Annotated in this window: 15 protein-coding genes; 7 read left to right on the top strand and 8 right to left on the bottom strand. The window is 69.0% G+C overall.

All coding sequences use genetic code 11. From position 1 onward, the window contains the following. Positions 1–37: 37 nt before the first annotated feature. The 3 genes from AMYAL_RS0143315 to AMYAL_RS0143305 are packed head-to-tail and all read right to left on the bottom strand — an operon-like array spanning position 38 to position 2,477. Entirely contained in the window at positions 38–1,180 is a 1,143-nt protein-coding gene (locus tag AMYAL_RS0143315) for a glutamate--cysteine ligase (protein ID WP_020637559.1), read from the bottom strand. 20 nt (positions 1,181–1,200) lie between these two features. Next, positions 1,201–1,710 (bottom strand): hypothetical protein, encoded by a 510-nt coding sequence (locus AMYAL_RS0143310; RefSeq protein WP_020637558.1) that lies wholly within the window; start codon positions 1,708–1,710, stop codon positions 1,201–1,203. Next, positions 1,707–2,477: an alpha/beta hydrolase gene (locus AMYAL_RS0143305; protein ID WP_020637557.1), complete on the bottom strand. Its 771-nt coding sequence runs from the start codon at positions 2,475–2,477 to the stop codon at positions 1,707–1,709. Before AMYAL_RS0143305 ends, AMYAL_RS0143310 begins: the two co-directional genes overlap by 4 nt. 214 nt (positions 2,478–2,691) lie before the next feature. Here AMYAL_RS0143305 and AMYAL_RS0143300 point away from each other — a divergent pair, with 214 nt between their 5' ends. After that, on the top strand, positions 2,692–3,453 hold the full coding sequence (locus AMYAL_RS0143300; protein WP_020637556.1) for a lysophospholipid acyltransferase family protein: 762 nt from the start codon (positions 2,692–2,694) through the stop codon (positions 3,451–3,453). Positions 3,454–3,473: 20 nt separating this feature from the next. Next, on the top strand, positions 3,474–3,959 hold the full coding sequence (locus AMYAL_RS0143295) for a polyadenylate-specific 3'-exoribonuclease AS (protein WP_020637555.1): 486 nt from the start codon (positions 3,474–3,476) through the stop codon (positions 3,957–3,959). A gap of 528 nt (positions 3,960–4,487) precedes the next feature. Here the strand turns inward: AMYAL_RS0143295 and AMYAL_RS47505 are convergent. Continuing rightward, positions 4,488–5,603: a 3-deoxy-7-phosphoheptulonate synthase gene (locus AMYAL_RS47505; RefSeq protein ID WP_020637554.1), complete on the bottom strand. Its 1,116-nt coding sequence runs from the start codon at positions 5,601–5,603 to the stop codon at positions 4,488–4,490. A gap of 284 nt (positions 5,604–5,887) precedes the next feature. Between AMYAL_RS47505 and AMYAL_RS0143285 the strand changes: the two genes are divergently transcribed. After that, the gene (locus AMYAL_RS0143285; RefSeq protein ID WP_005164556.1) at positions 5,888–6,913 is read left to right on the top strand and encodes a 6-phosphofructokinase; all 1,026 of its coding nucleotides are present in this window, start codon (positions 5,888–5,890) and stop codon (positions 6,911–6,913) included. 132 nt (positions 6,914–7,045) lie between these two features. Continuing rightward, positions 7,046–8,557, top strand: a complete 1,512-nt coding sequence (locus AMYAL_RS0143280) for an amidohydrolase family protein (protein ID WP_020637553.1) — start codon at positions 7,046–7,048, stop codon at positions 8,555–8,557. Here AMYAL_RS0143280 and AMYAL_RS0143275 read toward each other — a convergent pair whose 3' ends face one another. From AMYAL_RS0143275 to AMYAL_RS0143260, 4 genes are all read right to left on the bottom strand, one after another. Next, positions 8,558–8,995, bottom strand: coding sequence for a VOC family protein (locus AMYAL_RS0143275; RefSeq protein WP_020637552.1), 438 nt, complete (start codon positions 8,993–8,995; stop codon positions 8,558–8,560). It abuts the gene before it with no gap. Between the two features lie 76 nt (positions 8,996–9,071). Then, on the bottom strand, positions 9,072–10,514 hold the full coding sequence (locus tag AMYAL_RS0143270) for an aromatic amino acid ammonia-lyase (protein WP_020637551.1): 1,443 nt from the start codon (positions 10,512–10,514) through the stop codon (positions 9,072–9,074). A gap of 66 nt (positions 10,515–10,580) precedes the next feature. Continuing rightward, positions 10,581–11,051 (bottom strand): group II truncated hemoglobin, encoded by a 471-nt coding sequence (locus tag AMYAL_RS0143265; RefSeq protein ID WP_020637550.1) that lies wholly within the window; start codon positions 11,049–11,051, stop codon positions 10,581–10,583. 82 nt (positions 11,052–11,133) lie between these two features. Further along, the gene (locus tag AMYAL_RS0143260) at positions 11,134–11,442 is read right to left on the bottom strand and encodes an ArsR/SmtB family transcription factor (RefSeq protein WP_020637549.1); all 309 of its coding nucleotides are present in this window, start codon (positions 11,440–11,442) and stop codon (positions 11,134–11,136) included. 164 nt (positions 11,443–11,606) lie between these two features. Here AMYAL_RS0143260 and AMYAL_RS0143255 point away from each other — a divergent pair, with 164 nt between their 5' ends. From AMYAL_RS0143255 to pyk, 3 genes are all read left to right on the top strand, one after another. Beyond that, positions 11,607–12,827: a glycoside hydrolase family 18 protein gene (locus AMYAL_RS0143255; RefSeq protein WP_020637548.1), complete on the top strand. Its 1,221-nt coding sequence runs from the start codon at positions 11,607–11,609 to the stop codon at positions 12,825–12,827. Between the two features lie 91 nt (positions 12,828–12,918). Continuing rightward, on the top strand, positions 12,919–13,584 hold the full coding sequence (locus AMYAL_RS0143250; RefSeq protein WP_020637547.1) for a DUF2461 domain-containing protein: 666 nt from the start codon (positions 12,919–12,921) through the stop codon (positions 13,582–13,584). Between the two features lie 109 nt (positions 13,585–13,693). Further along, on the top strand, positions 13,694–15,118 hold the full coding sequence (pyk, locus tag AMYAL_RS0143245; protein ID WP_026467932.1) for a pyruvate kinase: 1,425 nt from the start codon (positions 13,694–13,696) through the stop codon (positions 15,116–15,118). Positions 15,119–15,214 lie beyond the last annotated feature (96 nt).

Raw genomic sequence — 15,214 nt, 5'->3', positions numbered from 1 at the left:
TCCTCTGGATGCGGTTCTTGGACGAAACGCGTGAGGGTCAGGGGCGCGGGATCGTCCCTTCCCGCATCTCCGAGATGAGCGAAGCGACGACGGCGCGCAGGCTGCCGTTGTACTGCTTCGCCACCGCGCGCTGACGCAGGTAGCTGGGCCCGTAGCGCAGGATCGTCTCGACCGACCGCAGTTCGTCGGCGCAGTCCAGGCGCCGGGCCACCGGCTCGAGCCGGTTCAGCAGTTCGTAGGTGTCTTCGGTGACGAGCCGCTCGTTGCCCGCCGCGTCGAGGATGACGATCGCGTCGACGCCGTAGCGCGCCGCTCGCCACTTGTTCTCCTGGACATGCCACGGCGGCAGCGTCGGCAGGATCTCGCCGTCGTCGAGGCGGGCGCTGAAGTCGTCGACCAGGCACTGGGTCAGCGCCGAGATCGCGCCGACCTCTTCCAGCGTCGGCAGCCCGTCGCAGACCCGCATCTCGATCGTCCCGAAATGCGGGGCGGGCCGGACGTCCCAGCGGATCTCGGAGAAGTGGTCGATCACGCCCGTGGTGAACATGTCGTCGACGTAGCTCTCCAGCTCCTCCCACTTCCGGAACTGGAACGGCAGCCCGGCGGTCGGCAGCTGCTGGAACATCAGCGCGCGGTTCGACGCGTACCCGGTGTCCTCCGCGCCCCAGTACGGCGAAGACGCCGAAAGCGCTTGCAGATGCGGCGCGTAGTTGAGCAGCGCGTCCAGGATCGGCAGGGCCTTGTCGCGGTGGTCGAGGCCGACGTGCACGTGGACGCCGTAGATCAGCATCTGCCGTCCCCACCACTGGGTCCGGTCGATGAGCTTGGCGTACCGCTCCTTGTCGGTGACCTTCTGCTGGTACCACGTCGAGAACGGATGCGACCCGGCCGAGAACAGCTCCACGCCCAGCGGGTCGAGCACCGAGTGGACGACGTCGAGCGAGGTGTTCAGATCGGCCTTGACCTCGGCGATCGTGTCGCAGATCCCGCTGATCACCTCGATGGTGTTGAGCAGCAGCTCCTGCTTGATCTTCGGGTGCTCTTCCTCGCCGTCGGGGCGGACGGCGTCGAGCACCTTCTCCGCGACGGACGAGAGTTCACCGGTCCGCCGGTCGACGAGGGCGAGTTCCCATTCCGCGCCGACCGTCGACCGGCGCGAGGAAGTGAAGTCGATCTTCATGTTCGGAATTGTCCGGTAGTTCAGACCTGTGCGCCGTTGTGCGGGTCCGCACCGGGCGGCGGCCCCTGGCGGACCCGCAGCAGGAGCAGCGCGAGCGCGGTCGCGAGGGCGAGGATGCCGAGCGGCGTGCCGAGCCGCGTGCCCATGCCGATCAGGGTGGGCGCGATCAGGAGCAGCAGGCCCAGCAAGAAGAACAGCAGGACGACGAACGCGCCCTTGCGCGGACGCGGCAGGGGAGGCGGTTCGGGCGGCACGAAGTGGCCCTCGTCGTCGCTCGATCCAGGATCGCCCTCGAAGACGGTCTTGTCCCAGGTGGTGCCGCCGCCTCGCCAGCCCGGTTCGGGATCGGCTTCCGGGGTCTCCGGCCGGGGAGTCTTCTCCGACGGCTTTTCCGCCCTCTCCACGGGTTTCCCGGCCGGTTTCTCCAGATCCTCTTCGGGGAACAGTCCGACACCCTCCGCACGGAGGTCGGCCACGATCTCGGCGAACGTCGCGTCGACGTCCTCCGGCCCGTCCTTGCCTCTGCTCATCCGGCGTCCACCTGTCCCGCCCGGCGCACGGACCGGGCGAAGTCCACCGTACGCGTGAAGATCAGGCCCGCGTCGTTGTCCTGGGTGGCGACGTGGAAACTGTTCTCCAGCACCACCTCGGTGACGTCGTCGCTGCCGATCCCGTCGAGGATCACCTGGGAGTTGACCGGTTCCACGATGTGGTCGACGGCCGAGTGGAGCAGCAGCACGGGCTGGGTCACCTTGGGCAGATCCGCGCGCGTGAGCTTCCACAGCTTCGCCAGGCTCGCCGCGGCGCGCACGGGCGTCCGCGAGTAGGCCAGCTCCGTCTCACCCGGCTTCGCGATGTCGTTGGCCACGCCCGGCACCGAAGGCAGGATCCTCGACAGGACGGGCAGCAGCTTGGCGTCCCACCGCAGCGTCAGGACCGACGGGTTCACCAGCACGATCCCGGCGATCCGGTCGCCGAACTCCTCGGCCAGCCGCAGCGTCAGCGTCCCGCCCATCGACATCCCGGCGACGAACACCGAGTCACAGGTCGAGAAGAGCGCGAGAAGCTCCTCACGGACCGCGCCGTACCAGTCCTCCCAGCCTGTCCGGTTCATGTCCTGCCACCTGGTCCCGTGTCCGGGGAGCAGCGGGCAGCGCACGGTGTAGCCCGCTTCCGCCAGATGGTCGCCCCACGGCCGCATACTCGCGGGGGTGCCGGTGAACCCGTGGCACAGCAGGAACCCTGCTTCGGTCGAACCGGTGTGAGCGAACGGTTCCGCGCCGGCGAGGACGGCCATGCGATCGCCTTCCGTGAGAGCTGGGTAGGTCTACTATGTTCGCACGAGCGGACCGGCTTGTGGGCCCCCGGCCGCTTCCGGAATCGGGCAGGATCGGGTGTGAGATCCGTCGCTGGGTGCCGGTAACCGGGTGGACTTCATTGTGCCGGGGTAGCGCGATTCGTAGTCTTGACCATCGGGCACAGGGGTTGAGCTGCTAGGAGGAGTTTTCGCAGTGCTGTACTGGCTCATGAAACACGTGTTTATCGGGCCACTGCTCAAGGCGCTGTGGCCCACCAAGGTGGTCGGTGCGGAGAACATCCCCGACGACGGTGGCGTGATCCTCGCGGGCAACCATCTGGCGGTGGCGGACTCCTTCTTCATGCCGCTGCGGGTGAAGCGCAAGGTGACCTTCCCGGCGAAATCCGAGTATTTCACCGAGAAGGGCCTCAAGGGCCTGCTGAAGAAGTGGTTCTTCACCGGCGTCGGCCAGTTCCCGATCGACCGCTCCGGCGGCAACGCGGCACAGGCCGCGCTCGACACCGCGACCCGGCTGGTCCGCGAAGGACACCTGCTCGGCATCTACCCCGAGGGCACCCGGTCCCCGGACGGCCGCCTGTACAAGGGCAAGACCGGTGTCGCGCGGATCGCGCTCGACTCCGGCGGCCTCGTGGTCCCGGTGGCCATGGTCGGCACCGACAAGGTCAACCCCATCGGCTCGAAGATGTGGTGGCCGCGCCGCCTCGAGATCCGCTTCGGCAAGCCGCTCGACTTCTCGCGCTACGAGGGTCTTGCCGGTGACCGCTTCATCGAGCGGTCCATCACCGACGAGATCATGTACGCGCTCATGGAGCTCTCCGGCCAGGAGTACGTCGACATCTACGCCGCCAAGGCGAAGGAACTGCTCGCCGCGGACGAGGCCGGGCTCCGCCCGAAGGTGCCCGCGCAGCCGTCCGCCCAGGACGTCGCCCGTATCCCGGACACCAAGGTCGGCTGAGCCCCCACTAGGGTTCTGCGGTGCGCTTTTTCTACGACACCGAATTCATTGAGGACGGCGTGACCATCGATCTGGTGTCGATCGGTGTCGTGGACGAAAGAGGCCGCGAGTTCTACGCGGTCTCGACCGATTTCGATCCCGGCAAGGCCGGCCCTTGGGTCCGCGACAACGTGCTCCCGAAACTCCCGTCGCCCGCCGACCCCGCGTGGCGCAGCCGCGAGAAGATCCGCTCGGATCTGCTCGAGTTCTTCGGCAAGCCGCCCGGCGGGATCGAACTGTGGGCCTGGTTCGCCGCCTACGACCACGTCGCGCTGGCGCAGCTGTGGGGGCCGATGCCCGCGCTGCCGCGTCAGCTGCCGCGGTTCACCCGTGACCTGCGGCAACGCTGGGAGGACGCGGGCAAGCCGAAGCTGCCGGCTGCCCCGGACGACCAGCACGACGCGCTGGCGGACGCGCGGCACAACTACCAGCGCTGGCAGATCATCGAGAGCTACTGGCACCGGTAGCGGGAAGGTCGGGACGTTGAACGTCCCCAATGCCCTCCGCTGTCACGTCGTCCAACACTGGACGTGGCCCGCACGGCCTTGATTTGCCCGGCGCAGGTTGTGAAAGCCACTTTCGCAACGTTGAAGGTTGCGAAAGTGGCTTTCACATCACGCCGCACCCCGCCCCAGCGGTCCCGCCCTAGCTGTTCCGGCGGCATCGAGCGTCGCGAAAGCCACTTTCGGGACACTGGACGTCCTGAAAGTGGCTTTCGCGACACGGCGCAGTGAGTCGTCTGAATGCCCCGGCTGCCGGACCGGTGCGACCCCGCCGCACGACCAGCTGTACCGACGTCTCACCGCAGCGTGACCGGTCGGACGGCTCGTGTGATCAGACGGACGACACGCGTGACTGCGTGGACGACACGATCGCGGCCGGGTGCCCGCCGTGTGTCGTCCATCTGGACACAGGTGTCGTCCAGCCGGTCACGTGTGTCGTCCGTCCAGTCACACGAAACCGCCCGCCAGTGAGTACCTGAGACACGGATGGCCCTAACCCGAAACGCCACTCCCGACCACCGCGGCGGGGGTGCAGCGGCGCGAGTCGACGGCTTCCGCGAGGGTGTCCAGCAGCTCGGCCGTCGTCTCCCACCCCAGGCAGGCGTCCGTGATCGACTGCCCGTAAGTCAGCGACGCGGCGGAGCCCAGCGTCAGGTCCTGGCGGCCCGCCACCAGGAAGCTCTCCAGCATCAGGCCCGCGATACCCCGCTCACCGGCGCCGATCCGCCCGGCCAGCTCCCGCACCACCGAAGCCTGCCGCACGTGGTCTTTCGCGCTGTTGCCGTGGCTCGCGTCGATGATCACGCGTTCCGGCAGCCCCGACTTCGCCAGCCGCGCCAGTGTGTCGGCCACCGTCGCGGAGTCGTAGTTCGGACCGGCGGAACTGCCGCGCAGGATGACGTGACAGTCCTCGTTCCCCGCCGTGGTGATCAGCGCGGCGAGCCCGTCGGGGTTGATGCCGGCGAACACGTGGCTCGCGGCGGCCGCGCGGGTGGCGTCGACGGCGACCTGGACATCGCCCTCGGTCGAGTTCTTGATCCCCACCGGCATCGACAGCGCGCTGCACAGCTGCCGGTGCACCTGGCTCGCCGCGGTCCGCGCGCCGATGGAACCCCAGGTCACGGTGTCGGAGATGAACTGCGGGGTGATCGGGTCGAGGAATTCGCAGCCGACCGGCAGGCCGAGCGCGGAGATGTCCAGCAGCAGTTTGCGCGCCATCCGGAGGCCGTGGTTGACCTCGTAGGTGCCGTCGAGGCCCGGATCGTTGATCAGGCCCTTCCAGCCGAGCGTGGTCCGCGGCTTCTCGAAGTAGACGCGCATGACGATGTGCAGGTCGCGGCGGTGTTCTTCGGCCTTGGCGGCGAGGCGGCGGGCGTAGTCGAGCGCGGCGTCCGCGTCGTGCACCGAGCAGGGCCCGACGACGACGAGGAGCCGGTCGTCCCGGCCGTCGAGGATGTCGACGGCCGAGGCCCGCCCGGCTAGGACGGTATCGGCGGTTTCCGCCGTCATCGGATGTTCGTGCCGCAGCATCGCGGGCGACAGCAGCGGGTTGATGGCCGCCGTGCGGTGCCCGTCGAGGGCGATCAGGGTGTCAGCGGAGGGAGACATCGCGGGTCTGGTTCCTTTCGAAAGGGATACCGACCCGCGGGACCTCGCCGAGCCGGTGTGATTCCGGCTCGGGGTGGTTCGTCAGCGCAGGTTCACGCCGCCGTGCCCACCCTGGGCCGGCTTCGTAAACCAGAAATAGCGCTGCATGACGCCAAGCTAGCACATCGCCTCGCGTGTACCGATTCCCGAGGTGGTCCGCCCTGCACCGATCCAGAGATCTGCCGCTACGCTGGCGTCGGGACATGTGACTGTCATCTCTACGGAACACAAGACGGAGGCTTCTGATGCGTGTCGGTGTGCTGACCGGCGGTGGCGACTGCCCTGGTCTCAACGCGGTGATCCGCGGTGTGGTGCGCAAGGGCATCGAGGTGCACGGCTGGGACATCGTCGGGTTCCGCAACGGCTGGAACGGTCCCCTCACCGGGGACAGCCGCCCGCTCGGCCTGAACGACGTCGAGGACATCCTCACCCGCGGTGGCACGATCCTGCGGTCGTCGCGGACCAACCCGTACAAGGTCGACGGCGGCGTCGACAAGATCAAGGCCGTGCTCGCCGAGCAGCAGGTCGACGCGCTGATCGCGATCGGCGGCGAAGACACCCTTGGCGTCGCGAAGCGGCTCACGGACGACGGCGTCGGCGTCGTCGGGGTGCCCAAGACGATCGACAACGACCTCGGCGCCACCGACTACACCTTCGGCTTCGACACGGCCGTTTCGATCGCCACCGAGGCCATCGACAGGCTGCACACGACGGCCGAGTCGCACCACCGCGCCCTGGTCGTCGAGGTCATGGGACGGCACGCGGGCTGGATCGCGCTGCACTCCGGGCTCGCCGGTGGCGCGAGCGTGATCCTGGTGCCGGAGCGGCACTTCAACGTCGACCAGGTCGTTTCGTGGGTCGAGCGCCGCTTCGAGAAGGAGTTCGCGCCGATCATCGTGGTCGCCGAGGGCGCGCTGCCCGAGGGCGGCGAGGAGAAGCTGCTGACCGGTGAGAAGGACGCCTTCGGGCACGTCCGGCTCGGCGGCATCGGCACCTGGCTCGCCGACGAGATCGCCGCCCGCACCGGCAAGGAGTCCCGTGCGGTCGTGCTCGGGCACGTCCAGCGCGGCGGCACCCCGACGGCGTACGACCGGGTGCTCGCCACCCGGTTCGGTCTCAACGCGGTCGACGCCGTGGCCGACGGCGACTTCGGCGTGATGGTCGCGCTGCGCGGCACGGACATCGTCCGCGTCAAGCTCTCCGAAGCGACCGCCGAACTGAAGACCGTCCCGGCCGAGCGGTACGAAGAGGCCGAGGTCTTCTTCGGCTGAGCTGTGTTTCAGGAGAAGGCCCCTTACTTTGTGCTGTGCTCGGGTAAGGGGCCTTCCCCTTCCTTGCGGCCCCGCCGTCACGGCGAGTTGAATCGGCCACCTGGGGGATCTGGGTGGAAGGGCGGGGTTCTCATGGCGGTAGCGGGACCGAGCAGGCGCGAGTTCCTGAGATGGCTGGCCGCGAGCGGGACCGGGGTGGCGCTCTCCGGGCTGCTGCCCGGTACGGCCGCCGCGGCCGACGGCGAGATCGTCGTCATCGCCCAGGTCACGCTGATCGACGGCACGGGTTCGGCGCCGCGGCGCGACGTTTCGGTCGTGCTCGTCGGCGACCGGATCGCCTGGGTCGGCGGTTCCGGCCAGGTCCCGGAGACCGGTGGCGCGCGGGTGATCGACGGCCGCGGCAAGTACCTCATCCCAGGGCTGTGGGACATGCACACGCACGGCGCGGACCTCGAAGAGATCGTCCCGCCGCTGCACCTGGCCCACGGTGTCACGGGCGCCCGCGAGATGTGGGGGTACGCGGAGAACCGCGCGACCCGCGACCGGATCGAACGCGGTGAGCTGCTCGGCCCGCGCATCGTGCTGGGGAGCGGGATCGTCGACGGACCGGTCACCCTCCTGGAACCGCCGGTGCTCCAGGTGTCGACGGCGGCCGAGGCCCGCGCCGCCGTCCGCGCGGAGAAGGCCGCGGGCGCCGAGTTCGTCAAGATCTACTCCTACCTCGGCCCCGACGAGGTGCGCGCGGTCGCAGACGAAACCCGTGACCTGGGACTGCGGTTCTCCGGGCACTGGCCGTACAAGCTGTCCCACTTCGAGACGAGCGATCTCGGCCTGCACAGCTTCGAGCACTTCTTCGGGGTCTCCATCCATTGCTCGTCCCGGCGGGACGAGATCCTCGCCAGGCTCAAGGCGACGCCTTACGACCCCGCGGCGCCGCGAGCCTTCTTCGACCTGGCGCGGCGGCTGGAGTTCGAGTCGGTCTCCACCTACAGCCCCGGCGCCGCGCGGGCCTACTTCGGCAGGCTGCGGCGCAACGGCACCTGGCATTCGCCGACCCTCACGATCAACCGGGTCGTCACGCAGCCCGCCGAGACCCACAAGCTGGACGCGCGGCTGAAGTACCTGCCCGCCGACATCCGGAAGAGCTGGGTCGCAGGCATCGAGCGGTTCGCGCCGAAGACCCCGGCGGAGATCGTCCTGCAGGAGCGGTACTACCAGGAGACGCTGCGGCTGGTCGGGTCCGCGCACGAAGCGGGTGTCGGGATCGTCGGCGGCACAGACTGCCTCAACCCGTACACCTTCCCCGGCAGCGGGCTGCACGAGGAGCTCGCCTTCCTGGTCGAGGCCGGGCTCTCACCGGTGCACGCGCTGAAGACCGTCACGGGCGACGCGGCGAAGTTCCTCGGCAGGGAGCGGACGTCCGGCACGATCGCGGCGGGGAAGGAGGCGGACCTCGTGCTGCTGGACGCGAACCCGGCCGCCGACATCCGCAACGTCGCGAAGATCGACCTGGTGATCACCCGCGGCCGCGTCCTCGACAAGACGGCACGGCGCCGGATGCTCGACGCCGTCGAGGTCGCCGCGAACCGGCCGGTCACGAACGCCCGGCTCCGGTCCCTCGCCCGCCGGGGATGCTGCTGCTGATCAGCCGAGCTTTTCGGCGAGTTCGAGGATGATCCCGCCGGGGCCGCGCAGGTAGCAGAGCCGGAAGCTGTTCTCGTAGTTCACGACCTCGCCCACGAGTTCGGCGCCGTGCGGCTTCACGCGGCCGAGGACGGCCTCGACGTCGTCGACCTGGAAGGCGAGGTGGCGCAGGCCCAGGGTGTTGGCCGGTGCTTGAGGGTCGCCGGGGTGGGCCTCGGGGGTGAGGTACTGGATGAGTTCGAGGCAGCCTTGACCACCGGGGACGCGCACCATCGCGATCTCCGATCTGGCCTTCTCGACCGCGGTGATGCGGTCTGCGAGCTCGCTTTCCATCGTCATCCTGCCGTCGAGTTCGAGTCCGAAATCGACGAAGAACGCGATGGCGGCCGTGAGGTCGTCGACGATGACGCCGACGTGGTCCATCCGCTGGATGCTCATGCTGTGGTCTCCCTCGCTGTGGTGCTTCCGGCCCAGGGACGGCGCCGCTTCGCCGTTCTCGACATCCTCCGCGCAATCAGATGAGCGCGAAGGTGTCCAGGAGTGACACGGCACGCGCGATGTCCTCGGTGAGCGGCCGGTCCTCGACGCTCGGGTCGAGCACGGCCGCGGCGGTCTCGTAGGCGTCCCGTGCGGGCAGGGCGACGAGTTCGGCCTTCCGCATCCGCAGTGCCCGGACGGCCGCGACCAGTTCGCACGCCAGCACCTGCTGATACGCCGCCCCGGCCGCGGTCGCCGCCCGCGCGGCCTGCGTGGAGAAGCTCGCGTGGTCCTCGATCCCGCGGGAGACGACGGCGGTGCCCAGCGTCGCCGGGAGCGCGGCCTGCCGTAGTTCGGTGAGCGCGTCGTGGGCGACGTACTCCAGGATCATCACGCCCGAGCTGCCCGACGGCCCGGCCGCGAGGAACGGCCGCAGCCCGGTGAACTCCGGTTCCACCAGGTCACCCAGCCGGGCCACCGACAGTTCGGCGACTTGGTGGACGGTCGCGCGCACCTGGTCGAGCGCCGTCGAGACGTACGCGGTGTGGAAGTGCGCGTGATGGTAAGCGTCCTGATGGACCGTCGAGATCATCGGGTTCTCGGTGCTGGCGTTGATCTCCACCGCGAGCACGTCGCGCAGGTAGTGGATCGCGTCCAGCGCGGGCCCCTGCACCTGCGGGAACGCCCGCAGCCCGAACGGGTCCTGGATCCGCCTGCCGGGTTTGGGCGTGCCCTCCATCCCGAGCAGCCGCCGCATCTCCGCCGCGCACGCGACCTGCCCGGCGTGCGGACGTGCTTCGTGCACCGGGGTCGCGTACGCCTCCGGGTTCCCGTCGAGCGCTATATAGGTCAGGGCCGCGACGACGTGGCTCGCCCGCGTCAGGGTGTCGAGCCGCATCGCCGCGAGGGTCGCTTCGGCCAGCGTCGCGGCGTTGCTGCTCATGAACGCGAGCGCGTCACCCGCCCGCACCGGCACCGGAGGCACGCCGCCGACGAGCCACGGCCGTTCGCCGGTGAGGGCGAGCGCGGTTTCGGCGAGCGGCGCGAGGTCGCCGGTGCCGATCGCGCCGAGCCGGTGCACCAGCGGCAGCGACCCGGTCCGCACCGCGGTGGCCAGTGCCCCGATCAGCTCGGGGCTGAGCCCGGCGCGGCCCGCCAGCAGCTGGTTGAGCCGGATCAGCATCATCGCCCTGGTCTGGCCGGGGGACATGACGTCACCGCTGCCGCCGGCGTGACTGCGCAGCAGCCGCAGCCCGTGATCGGGAGACTCGCCCTCGCCGACCGGGTCCTCCTTGTTGGCGCCGACGCCGGTGGTGCGCCCGTAGACGATCCGGCGTGTGCTCAGCTCCTCGGCGAGTTTCCACGCGCTTTCGGCGCCGCGCAGCGCGGCGATCGAGACGTCAATGCCCAGCGGTCCCTCGGTGCCCGCGGCGGTCACGACGTCCGCGCAGCGCAGGGTCCGGCCGTCCACCCGGATCACGGCGGCCTCCTTTCACGACCGCCCCACTATGGACGCCGTCAGCCGGACGCCGTCAGCCGGACGCCGTCAGCCGGACGGCGGCTGCCAGGGCGGGCGGTTGCCCCAGTCCCACTTCGGCATCGGCTCTTCGACGGTGACCTCGCGGCCGGGCTGCGAGAACATCACCGCGAGCCTGCTGCCCCATTCGACGTACGCGGCGAACGCGGAGCGGAACTCGGGATCGGACGGCAGACCGGCCTCGTCGGCGGCGTCGAAGAGCAGGTTCACCCAGCGGCGGCGCTGCTCTTCGGTGATGGCCCGGCCGAGATGCCGCCCGACCATGTGCCGGTGCCCGCCGTGGTCGTGGCTGTAGGTCTCCGGGCCGCCGAACACCTCGGCGAGCCAGACCGCGACGTGCTCCGGGTGGCCGGGGTCCATGTGGCGGAAGACCGGCTCCAGCACCGGGTCCTTGAGCACGTGGCCGTAGAAGACGGTGGTCAGCCGTCGCAGGGCGTCCAGCCCGCCCGCCCATTCGTACAACGTCGGCGTCTCGGTCACTCGATGTCCTCCCAGCGCGGTGATCCCCGGTCAGGCAAGGCAACACCACTGTCCCGCCGGGCGGCAACCGGCCGTTACCTATTCACTGACTGTCTTCGTCCAAGTGCTGTTCGAGCGCGTCGATCCGGCCCTCCCAGAACCGGCGGTACGGCGCGAGCCAGGCGTCGACTTCCGCGAGCGGCTCCGGGCGGAGCCGGTAGCACCGGCGCTGGGCGGCGACGCGCACGCTGACCAGACCCGCCTCGCGTAGGACACGCAGGTGTTTCGATACGGCCGGTTGGCTCAATTCGAGGACCTCGACCAGCTCGTTGACCGACCGTTCGCCGTCGCGAAGGAGGTCGAGGATGGTCCTCCGCCGCGGCTCGGCGAGGATCTCGAAAGTCTGCATCATCCGGGAAATGTGCCTTGTACGGCATATTTCCGTCAAGGAATGTTCGAAAATGTCCATCCGAAAGTCTTGGTCTGAACCATTGACGGAGTGGTCTAGTCCACTTAACTTGTGCGTGTCCCGCCGCAGTCCTCTCGTCACCGCCGGTGACCGTGAAGGGAGAACGCATGTCCCGTTTGAGCAGGCTCACCGCGATCGTGGGTGCCGCGGCCGTCGCGCTCGGCGCGCTGGCCGTCGCCGCACCGGCGCAGCAGGCGACCGCCGCTCCCGAGGCGCCGGACGCCTCGGTCGGCAAGGTCCTCGGGTACTTCGCCGAATGGGGCGTCTACCAGCGGAACTATCATGTGAAGAACATCGAGACGTCGGGTTCGGCGAGCAAGCTGACCCATATCAACTACTCGTTCGGCAACGTCACCAACGGCGGTTGCGCCCTGGGTGACGCCGAAGCCGCGACCAGCAAGTTCTACGACGCCGCCGGCAGTGTCGACGGGGTCGCCGACAGCTGGGACAACGGCGCGCTGCGCGGGAACTTCAACCAGCTCAAGAAGCTCAAGGCCAAGCACCCGGACCTCAAGGTGCTGTGGTCCTTCGGCGGCTGGACCTGGTCCGGTGGCTTCGGCGAGGCGGCGAAGAACCCCGCCAAGTTCGCCGAGTCCTGCTACAACCTCGTCAACGACCCCCGCTGGGCCGGGGTCTTCGACGGCATCGACATCGACTGGGAGTACCCGAACGCCTGCGGTCTCTCCTGTGACACCAGCGGCGCGGCCGCGATCAAGAACCTGGCGCAGGCCCTGCGGGAGAAGTTCGGCTCGAAGCTGGTCACCGCCGCGATCACCGCGGACGGTACCGACGGCGGCAAGATCGACGCCGCGGACTACGGCGGCGCGGCGCAGTACTTCGACTGGTACAACGTCATGACCTACGACTACTTCGGCGCCTGGGCCGCGCAGGGCCCGACAGCCCCGCATTCGCCGCTGAACGACTACGTGGGCATCCCGACCGCCGGCTTCCACTCCGACGCGGCGATCCAGAAGCTGAAGAGCAAGGGTGTCCCGGCGAACAAGCTGCTGCTGGGCATCGGTTTCTACGGCCGTGGCTGGACCGGCGTCACGCAGGAGGCCCCCGGCGGCACCGCGACCGGTCCGGCGGCGGGCACCGAGCCGGGCATCCAGGACTACAAGGTCCTCAAGACCACCTGCCCGGCCACCGGCACCGTGGCGGGTACCGCCTACGCCAAGTGCGGCAGCGACTGGTGGAGCTACGACACCCCGGCGACCATCGGCGGGAAGGTCGCCTACGCCAAGAACCAGGGTCTCGGCGGTGCCTTCTTCTGGGAGCTCTCCGGTGACACGGCCGACGGTGAACTGATCACCGCTCTGGCCAAGTAGCACCGAAGTACATGAAGGCCCCCTTCCTTGCGCCTAGGTACAGGAAGGGGGCCTTCATGTACCTGCCGGCGGCGAGGATTAACGTCAGCGCATGGGTTTCGAGGGTTTCGGCGAGTACGCGATCGACTTCTACGACGGTCTCGAGGCCGACAACTCCAAGTCCTACTGGGACGCGAACCTCGCCACCTACCAGGCCGACGTCCGTGCCCCGATGGAGGCCATGCTCGCGGAGCTGGTCCCGGAGTTCGGCGACGGCTTCGGCGAGGGGAAGGTCTTCCGCCCGTACCGGGACGTCCGGTTCGCCAAGGACAAGACGCCGTACAAGACCCATTGCGGCGCGGTGATCGAGCAGGGCCGCGGCGGTGGCGCGTACTACGTCGAGGTCGGCCCGGCCGGGCTGCGCGTCGGCGGCGGCTGCTTCCACTTCGAGTCCGATCAGCTGGCCCGCTTCCGCAAGGCCGTCGACACCGAACTGCGGGGCGCCGAGCTGGCCAAGATCCTCGCGAAACTGGAGAAAGCGGGCTGGGAGGTCAAGGGGGACAGGCTCAAGTCGAAGCCGCGCGGGTTCGCGGAGGATCACCCGCGGATCGACCTGCTGAGGTACCGCTCGGTGTACGCGGTCCGTGGCTGGGAGCCGGACGACGTCCTGCACGAACGTGGCGCGCTCGACAGGGTGCGCAAGGCGTGGCGGCAGGTCCGCGCGTTCAACGAGTGGGCGCGGGACCGGGTCGGGCCGAGCGAGAAGCCGCGCCGATAACCACCGAATCCGGTTCGGCGGTTGCCGTCTCCCAGGTCAACTGACACTTTTCTTGAACTTTCGGTATCGGTAAAGACGTAACACCGATGAGGGACTACGCTGTGCGAACGTGAGCCGACGCGCGAAGATCGTTTGTACCCTGGGCCCCGCGACCGCTACGCCGGAGAAGATGCGGCAACTCGTCGACGCCGGGATGGACGTCGCGAGGATGAACTTCAGTCACGGGACGCACAGCGACCACAAGCAGGTCTACGACCTCATCCGCACCGCCGCCGCCGAATCCGGCCGCGCGGTGGGCATCCTCGCCGACCTCCAGGGGCCGAAGATCCGTCTCGGCACCTTCGCGGGCGGTCCGGTCGAGTGGCACAACGGCGACATCGTGCGCATCACCGTCGAGGACGTCGCGGGCACGCACGACCGCGTCTCGACCACCTACAAGGGACTCGCCGACGACGCGAAGCCCGGCGACCGTCTCCTCGTGGACGACGGCAAGGTCGGCCTCGTGGTCAAGAAGGTCGAGGGCCCGGACGTCGTCTGCGAGGTCACCGAAGGCGGGCCCGTCAGCAACAACAAGGGTGTTTCCCTGCCCGGCATGGACGTCTCCGTGCCCGCGCTGTCCGAAAAGGACATCGAAGACCTCGAGTTCGCGCTCGAACTCGGCGTGGACTTCATCGCGCTGTCGTTCGTCCGCTCGCCCGCCGACATCGACCTGGTCCACCAGGTGATGGACCGCGTGGGCAAGGGCCGCCTCCCGGTCGTCGCGAAGATCGAGAAGCCCGAAGCGGTCTACAACCTCGAAGCCATCGTGCTGGCCTTCGACGCGGTGATGATCGCCCGCGGTGACCTGGGCGTCGAACTGCCGCTGGAGCAGGTCCCGCTGGTGCAGAAGCGCACCATCCAGATCGCCCGCGAGAACGCGAAGCCGGTCATCGTCGCGACGCAGATGCTCGAGTCGATGATCAACAGCTCCCGCCCGACCCGCGCGGAGGCCTCGGACGTCGCCAACGCGGTGCTCGACGGCGCGGACGCGCTCATGCTCTCGGGCGAGACCAGCGTCGGCCGCTACGCGATCGAAGTCGTCCAGACCATGGGCCGGATCATCGAGGCCGTCGAGACCGACTCCCCGGTCGTCCCGCCGCTGTCGCACGTCCCGCGTACCAAGCGTGGCGTGATCTCCTACGCGGCCCGTGACATCGGCGAGCGGCTGAACGCCAAGGCGCTGGTCGCGTTCACCCAGTCCGGTGACACCGTCCGGCGGCTCGCGCGGCTGCACACGCGGCTGCCGCTGCTGGCGTTCACGCCGGAGGAGAGCGTCCGCAGCCAGCTCGCGATGACCTGGGGCACTACCACCCGGATCGTGCCGAAGGTGGGCTCCACCGACCAGATGATCCAGCAGGTCGACCACGCGATGCTCGAAATGGGCAAGTACGCCAAGGGCGACCTGGTGGTCATCGTCGCCGGCTCCCCGCCGGGGACCGTCGGCTCGACCAACCTCATCCGGGTGCACCGCCTCGGCGAGGACGACCACGCCTGACGTTGTCTTGAAGTACATGAAGGCCCCCTTCCTCGCGCCTAGGTACAGGAAGGGGGCCTTCATGTACTTCGTCGCGAAGGTGGCCTTCGCGACAAA

Origin of the sequence: Amycolatopsis alba DSM 44262 (assembly GCF_000384215.1) — a bacterium.
Lineage (GTDB): Bacteria > Actinomycetota > Actinomycetes > Mycobacteriales > Pseudonocardiaceae > Amycolatopsis > Amycolatopsis alba.
Note: the sequence above shows the minus strand (reverse complement) of the source record. Positions and strands in the feature narration are given on the sequence as shown.